This window comes from Streptomyces sp. SPB074, assembly GCF_000154905.1.
In the GTDB taxonomy this organism is placed as follows: domain Bacteria; phylum Actinomycetota; class Actinomycetes; order Streptomycetales; family Streptomycetaceae; genus Streptomyces.
In genome coordinates this window covers 4153923-4159479 of the sequence record NZ_GG770539.1, presented here as the reverse complement: position 1 = coordinate 4159479, position 5557 = coordinate 4153923, and the positions used below count along the sequence as shown (strand labels likewise).

At 72.8% G+C, this 5557-nt stretch carries 4 protein-coding genes; all 4 read right to left on the bottom strand.

The genetic code is table 11. The annotated features are described in order from the left end of the window. Window positions 1-117: 117 nt before the first annotated feature. Complete coding sequence (locus SSBG_RS17300) at window positions 118-2100, bottom strand: PQQ-binding-like beta-propeller repeat protein (RefSeq protein ID WP_234010568.1); 1983 nt, start codon at window positions 2098-2100, stop codon at window positions 118-120. A 242-nt stretch (window positions 2101-2342) separates the two neighbouring features. Next, a complete protein-coding gene (locus tag SSBG_RS17295; RefSeq protein ID WP_008747388.1) occupies window positions 2343-4145 on the bottom strand; it encodes an ABC-F family ATP-binding cassette domain-containing protein in 1803 nt (600 codons plus the stop codon). Between the two features lie 114 nt (window positions 4146-4259). Then, window positions 4260-4772 carry a Uma2 family endonuclease gene (locus tag SSBG_RS17290; protein WP_234010567.1) on the bottom strand — a complete coding sequence of 171 codons (513 nt, stop codon included), beginning with the start codon at window positions 4770-4772 and terminating at the stop codon, window positions 4260-4262. A gap of 165 nt (window positions 4773-4937) precedes the next feature. After that, window positions 4938-5557: 4-diphosphocytidyl-2C-methyl-D-erythritol kinase (locus SSBG_RS17285; protein WP_037870026.1), on the bottom strand; the 620-nt coding region annotated here is incomplete at its 5' end.

Sequence of the window (5557 nt, the reverse complement as noted above, 5' to 3'; positions counted from 1 at the left end):
TGCCGGGGCCGGGACGGCGGGCGCGGGGTGCCGGGACGGCGGGGGCGGGGCGCCCTCGTCGGCGTCCCGCCCCGTACCCGTGCTCCCGCCGTCAGCGGCGTGCCGGGGCCGCGCTGCTCAGTGCGTGTCGCCGAAGGACATTGCGAGGTAGGGGATGCCGTCGTCGGCTTCGAGCGGCTTCTTCACCTCCTCGGGCATGGTCTGCCCGTAGTACAGGCGGCCGTTGCCGAAGAGGATCTCGGAGAAGTCGTGGAGGAAGAGGCCGGTGGTGGCCCGGCTCCGCTTTTCGTCCGGGGTCCTCAGGAGCACCTCGCTCTTGAGCGTCTTCGTGTCGATCGAGACGACCTCGTTGCCCTTGTCGTACGGGCCGGTGCGGTAGGCGAGCAGCCGGGGGCCGTCCATGCGCAGCGCCCGCAGCTCCCGGTCCTCGCCCGCGTCCATGCGCTGGCCGGTCAGCTTGCCGGTGGCGAGGTCGAAGGCGACGATCTCGTTGGTGGTGGAGTAGCCCTCCTTCTTCCCCTGGTGCTCCTCGGTCGGCACGTAGAGCCGGTCGTTGCCGATCGCGAAGTTGTCGCAGCCGGTGACGGCCGTCGCGCCGCACCTGGTGTCGTACGTCTTCGCGTCCACCGGCCAGCGGGCGCGGAGCTTGCCGGTGCGGGCGTCGATCGAGAAGAAGTCCGAGACACCGGAGCCGTCCGAGGCGGCGTCGTTGACATCGGCGCCGACCACGAGCGGGCTCACCGAGAGGATGTGCGCGTAGTCGATACCGGGCGGCATCTTGTACTCGGAGCTGACCGAGCCGTCCTTGGGATCGAGCCGCTGGACGTAGAGCTGTTCCTGGTCGGTGTTGACCGTGCACTTGCGGATCACCGCGAGGCCGCTGCCGCCCTGGTAGCCCAGGTCGAAGCACTCGTCGCCCGGCTTCGGGGACCACACCTGGTCACCGGACTGGAGGTCCCAGCCGTAGCCGCCCCGGCTGCCGCCCGCGGCGACGGTGCCGGCGCCGACGGTCACCTCGTTGAAGATCGCGCTGCCCTCGCCGGAGCCCACGCTCTTCGTCCACACGGTCTTGCCGGTCGCCAGGTCGAACACGGTGATCTTGTCGCACTGGCCGTACTCCGCCGCCGTGGGCCGCACGCTCTTGTGCAGGACGGCGGTCAGGCCCTCCTCGCTCTGGAAGGAGCTGGCGGAGCACACCGGCCCGGGCAGTTTCAGGTTCCACAGCCGGTTGCCCGCGACGGCGTCGTAGCCGTTGATCTCGGATATGCCGGTCTTCGCGTACACCTTGGCGGTGAGCCAGGAGCCTGGCACGTCGAAGACGTGGGAGTCACGGCCGGTGTAGACCATCGGCACGGTGAAGAGCTGCCGGGCCGCCGGGTCGGCGGGGGCCTTCTCCTTCGCCGGCCCCACGACGGACTCGTCCGTTCCCGCGCCGTCCTTCTCCTTCTTCGTGCCCTTCTTGTCGTCCTTCTCCTTGGCGACCGGCGTCGTCCCCGTGCCGGAGTTCGCGTACCAGACGCCACCGCCGACGATGAGCGCGATGACGAGGACGGTCGTCCCGATGATCCAGAACACCGGCCCGGGACGGCGCCCGCCCGGCGGCGTGGGCGGCTGCCCGGCCCCGTACTGCTGCTGGGTGTACGGGGCGGTGCCGTACGGGGGCGCGGGATGCGGGTAGCCGTAGGCGGCCTGGCCGCCGGGGCCGGGCCCGGGGTGCGGGGCGCCGTAGGCCGGCGGCGCGGGAGCGGACGGCGGGGTGCCGTCGGCCGGCGGGGTGGTGCCGGGCGGCGGGGTGCCGGGCGCGGGCGTGCCCGTACCGGCGCTCGCTTCCTCGCCCTTGCCGTCGCTTTCGCCGTCGCCCTCGCCCTCGCCCTTGGCCAGCCGCGCGCCGGTGTGCGCGCCGGTGCCCGAACCGGTGTCCGTGCTCCGGGCCGGGGCGGCGTCCGCGCGGGGCGGCGCGGGGGTGCCGGGCGTGGCCGGGGGCGGGCCGAAGGCTCCGCCCGGGGCGGGCGGCCCGAAGCCGGGCGGCGCGTCGTGCGGGGGCTCGCCGCCGGACGGCTCGTGCGGGGGCCGGGGCGGTGGCTGGGGCGGCTGAGTCATCAGCGCTACCTCGTGGCGGGCTCGCGCCCCCCGTCCGGCTCCCCCGCCGTTCCGTGAGTGATCACCCCGCGGAACGGAGCGGATCGGGACGCGCTCCCCCGCGGTCCTTGGTCGGTCGGGCGGGGAACTCTTTCTACCACCCGCCACGCGCGCCGCACCCCGCGCCCGCTCTCCCGTGCCCAAGCGCGAACCGGCACGTGATGCTCCCGTGACCGTCGCGCGCCGCCCGGCACCCGGTACGGCTATTCGGCCAGTTCGAGCCAGCGCAGCTCCAGCTCGTCCTTCTCACCGGTCAGGGCGCGCAGTTCGGCGTCGAGCCCGGCGACCTTCTCGAAGTCCGTGGCGTGCGTGGCGATCTTCTCGTGGAGCTTCGCCTCCTCACCGGCGATGCGGTCCAGGCGGCGCTCGATGCGCTGGAGCTCCTTCTGCCGCTCCCGGTCCTCCTTCGCGGAGGTGGCGGCGGGCCTGGACGCGGCGTTCGCGGGGGCGGCGGCGGCCTGGGCCTGCTGCTCGCGGGCGCGGCGCCGCTCCACGTACTCGTCGATGCCGCGCGGCAGCATCCGCAGGGCGCGGTCGCCGAGCAGCGCGAAGACGCGGTCCGTCGTGCGCTCCACGAAGAAACGGTCGTGGCTGATGACGACCATCGAGCCGGGCCAGCCGTCGAGGAGGTCTTCGAGCTGCGTCAGCGTCTCGATGTCGAGATCGTTGGTGGGCTCGTCGAGGAAGAGGACGTTGGGCTCGTCCATCAGCAGGCGCAGGATCTGGAGGCGACGGCGCTCACCGCCGGAGAGGTCGCCGACGGGCGTCCACTGCTTCTCCTTGCCGAAACCGAAGGTCTCGCAGAGCTGTCCGGCGGTCAGCTCCCGGCCCTTGCCGAGATCGACGCGCTCCCGCACCTGCTGCACGGCCTCCAGCACCCGCAGGTCAGGGTCGAGTTCGGCGACCTCCTGGGAGAGGTAGGCGAGCTTGACGGTCCTGCCGACCTTGATCCGCCCCTTCTCCGGCTGCTCCTCGCCCTCCCCGCGCGCGGCGGCGGCCATGGCGCGCAGCAGTGTCGTCTTGCCCGCGCCGTTGACGCCGACGAGACCGACCCGGTCGCCGGGGCCGAGCTGCCAGGTGAGGTGCTCGATGAGCGTCTTGGGCCCGGCCGAGACGGTCACGTCCTCCAGGTCGAAGACGGTCTTGCCGAGCCGCGCCGACGCGAAGCGCATCAGCTCGGAGTTGTCGCGCGGCGGCGGGACGTCCGCGATCAGCTCGTTGGCGGCCTCGATTCGGAAGCGGGGCTTGCTGGTACGGGCCGGGGCGCCGCGCCGCAGCCAGGCCAGCTCCTTGCGGACGAGGTTCTGCCGCTTGGTCTCCTCGGTCGCGGCCCGGCGCTCGCGCTCGGCGCGCGCGAAGACGTAGTCGCTGTAGCCGCCCTCGTACTCGTAGACGTCGCCGCGCTGCACGTCCCACATGCGGGTGCAGACCTGGTCGAGGAACCAGCGGTCGTGCGTCACGCAGACGAGCGCGGACCGGCGGCTCGCGAGGTGCGCGGCGAGCCAGGCGATGCCCTCGACGTCGAGGTGGTTGGTGGGCTCGTCCAGGACGAGGAGGTCCTGCTCCTCGATGAGGAGCTTGGCGAGCGCGATCCGGCGCCGCTCACCACCGGAGAGCGGGCCGATCACGGTGTCGAGCCCGTCCGTGAAACCGGGCAGGTCCAGCCCGCCGAAGAGGCCCGTCAGGACGTCGCGGATCTTCGCGTTCCCCGCCCACTCGTGATCGGCGAGATCCCCGATCACCTCGTGCCGCACGGTCGCGGCCGGGTCCAGCGAGTCGTGCTGCGTCAGCACCCCGAGCCGCAGCCCGCCACTGTGCGTGACGCGCCCCGTATCGGCCTCCTCCAGCTTGGCGAGCATCCGGATCAGCGTCGTCTTGCCGTCGCCGTTGCGCCCCACGACGCCGATGCGGTCGCCCTCGTTGACCCCGAGGGAGACCCCGTCGAGCAGCGCCCTGGTCCCGTAGACCTTGCTGACCGCCTCGACGTTGACCAGATTGACCGCCATCCACCACTCCCGCTCGCGCTCCCCGCACCACTGGAACGGGCCGGGGGACAGATTCCCCAGGGTAGTCGGCGGGGGAACGCCGGTGGAGGGGGCGGGCGGTGGGCGGGCCGAGGGTCAGCGGATCTTCTTGAAGTCGGTACGCAACGTGACCGCCACTCCCACGAGAGAGAAAGCGATCTCCTCACCGAACCGGTAGGGCACGGCAGAGGTGTACTCGTCCCCCTTCGGCACCTGGTAGAGGACGCACTCGCCGGTCAGCACGTCCACGATCAGGTAGGTGGGGATACCGCGGGCCGCGTACTGGTTGAGCTTGCGCCCGTAGTCCTGCCCGACCGTCGACCGGGAGACGCTCTCGGCCACAAAATGCACGTGCCGCTGGTCGACGAAGGCGTCACCAGGACCGAGCGCTCCGGCGTCGACCACCAGCACATCGGGCTCGGGCGTGTAGCCGTCCTTCTCCGGCAGGACGCCCTTGTCCCGCGTGACATGCAGACCGGAGCCACCGCCGAGTTGCTCCGCCAACTGCGAGCGGATCGAGTCGTCCGCCTCGCTGTGCGCCTCGGTGACCGGCGACATGTACAGACGCCCTTGGTCGAACAGCAGTTTGACGGCTTTGGGCAGCTTCATCGAGCTGCGCACCTGACGCAACCACTGCGCATACTCCGGATACATCGCGGCCATCGCGTCTCCCTGATCGTCACGAGGTATCGCCATGGTACGGCCGGGCCCGGCGTCTCCTCGCGTCCTCGGCCCGGTGCCGGAGACGTCCGAGCACGCCGTGCCGAGGGCCTTTTACCGCCCCACCACGACCGCGCCCGGTGCCGGGGCCGTCGTCACACGGGCCGTGCGGCAGTGCGGGGTCAGGGCGCGGGCGATCGTGCGGGCGCTGTCCGCGTCCTGGGCGAGGAAGGCCGTCGTCGGGCCGGAGCCCGAGACGAGCGCGGCCAGGGCGCCCGCCTCCGTACCGGCGTCCAGCGTGCGGCGCAGCGCGGGGAAGAGGCCGAGGGCGGCGGGCTGGAGGTCGTTGTGGACGGCGGCGGCGAGGGCCTTCGCGTCGCCGCTCGCGAGCGCGTCGATGACGGCCCGGTCGGCCTCGGGCTCCGGGACCGTCCGGCCCTCGGCCTCGGCCGCGCGGTCGTACGCGCGGTAGACGGCCGGGGTCGAGAGGCCCCCGTCCGCCTGGGCGAAGACCCAGTGGAAGGTGCCGCCGACCGCGAGGGGAGCCAGTCGCTCGCCGCGCCCGGTGCCGAGCGCGGCGCCGCCCACGTAGCTGAACGGCACGTCGCTGCCCAGCTCCGCGCAGATCGCGAGGAGTTCGTCCCGGCTCGCACCCGTGCGCCACAGCGACTCGCAGGCGAGCAGCGCGCCCGCCGCGTCGGGGCTGCCGCCCGCCATGCCGCCCGCGACGGGGA